Genomic DNA, 2,024 nt, shown 5'->3' on the forward strand with positions numbered 1-2,024 from the left:
ACAGGAAGAACCGGAAAGCAGACGGGAATGGATTTTACCATTGCTGAAACATTATTGCAAAGGACTGAAACGCCAACAAAACTATAAAGTATGGCAAGATGGCAATCACCCGGAACTGATTTACAGCAATAAATTTTTCTATGAAAAGTTGGAATATATCCATCAAAATCCGGTGGAAAATATGTTGGTAAAAGAGCCGTGGGAATATTTTTTCAGTTCTGCGAGAAATTATGCTAATTTGCCGTATGCAATTGAGGTTGTGATAGAAACGCAAAAGTTGATTACTTATAATTAACTGTTGCTTAAAAACAGACCTTCAATTATGATCGCGCGGAAATGTTTTCCGTGCACGATGTGTCTTTGAATATTTAGTTATCTTGTAGTTTTGACGTAGGTAGCGCGCACGGATTGCAAATCCGCGCGATCGGGGGGTCCTTAGTGGTTAAAAAAGATCAACCACGGAGGACACAAAGAGCACGGAGAAACGCGAAGAAGGATATTGTCTCTGTGTTCCCCGTGGCAAGGCGGTGAGTAATAGCACGCAACTGGCAGAATTCCGGCTTTGCTCGCAGATGTTTATTTGTTCCTGGTGTGCTTAGTGGTTAAAAATGGCATACCACGTTTAATACAAAGCACGCGAAAGGAAGCACTTTGTATTCTATGCTGGTTGCTTTGGTATCCAATGCTATTTCGTTATTTTTATGTAGTTTTGGTATTTTTAAATGGCAATCCAAATGACGAAACATAGCTACCACAAAATAAGTTTGATACCTCAAATAGTTGTATTCTTTGCAGGATTTAGTTTCCTGGTTTTTGAGATCAGTTGGAACCGTATTTTATCGCTCTATTTGGGCTCTACGGTTTTTGCTTCTACGCTAGTGCTGGCCACTTTCATGGGTGGACTTGGTTTTGGCGGCATGTTTTGGGGGCGATATATTAACAGGCTTAAACCCAATAAACATTTGCTCGCTGCCCTCTTTGGTATTATCGGATTACTCGGGGTGGTCAACTATGTGCTTTTCAGCTTTGGACTGCCCGGGCTTTATGAAACCATGGCCGGTACCGGTGTAGTTTTGCGTGAAAGTATTGTCTACCTCGTGGCATTTATTATGCTTATTGTTTCGGCGTTTTTTATGGGTGGTATTTTGCCGACAATTGCCAAAATACTGATTCGCGGTAATGACCAGATTAAGCATCATATGGGCCACATTTACGGTCTTGAAACCCTTGGAAGTACATTGGGTGGTTTGATCACCGGTTTTGTTTTTCTGGGACAGTTAGGCCAGCTAGAAACGGTTGCTGCCGGTACATTTGTGATGTTAATGCTTGCCTTTGTGGCCTGGCGTTTTATGCCATTACCTGGTGTCGATGAGGCGTCTGTGCCAGATAGGGAGGCTAAAAAGAAAAAGCCTGCAGCCGATTGGCGTAGGCCGGCTTTAATGCTCACTTTCATGTGTGGTTTAGCGGTTATTGCCCTGCAGGTGATATGGGTGCGCATGCTAAAGGTTTACCTTACCAATACCAGTTATACGTTTTCTCTTATCGCCTCGCTGGTAATTGCAGGATTGTTTGCAGGCAGCTGGTATTACAAATCGGGCAGGAATAAAGTGGCAGCTCCGGGCAAGCGCATTACGCTTTTGTATATTTTATTGGCTGCACTGAGTGTTTTTGGCCTTATCGTGCTGTTAAATTTGCCCGAAGCGATGCTTTTCCCTTTGCATGATGTTTTTAATACACATTTTACCCGCTTGCTGATTATTCCTGTGGTTGTTTCCATTATTGTGATACTGCCCGTGGCAGCCGTATCTGGTTATGCTTTTCCTTTTGCTGTTGATTTATATACCCAATCATACCAAAATGTGGGCAGGAATGTGGGCCGCATCATGCTGGCCAATGCGTTGGGGTCTTTTGTTGGACCGCTAATTGCTGCATTTTTATTTATCCCGCTGGCAGGTACGGGCAGGAGTATTTTGCTGGTGGCCATATTGCTTTTTTTAGCCCTTGTGTTTACCCTGCGCCATTTG

1 protein-coding gene and 1 pseudogene are annotated in these 2,024 nt (G+C 43.3%); both read left to right on the forward strand.

What is annotated here, in order from left to right; translation table 11 throughout:
* Positions 1 to 295, forward strand: a pseudogene (locus VJ937_RS02570) (hypothetical protein); the annotation flags it as partial.
* A 439-nt stretch (positions 296 to 734) separates the two neighbouring features.
* The coding region (locus VJ937_RS02575; protein WP_324065342.1) for a fused MFS/spermidine synthase at positions 735 to 2,024 on the forward strand (1,290 nt) is incomplete at its 3' end.

It is taken from the genome of Salinivirga sp. (assembly GCF_035268865.1).
In the GTDB taxonomy this organism is placed as follows: Bacteria; Bacteroidota; Bacteroidia; order Bacteroidales; family Salinivirgaceae; genus Salinivirga.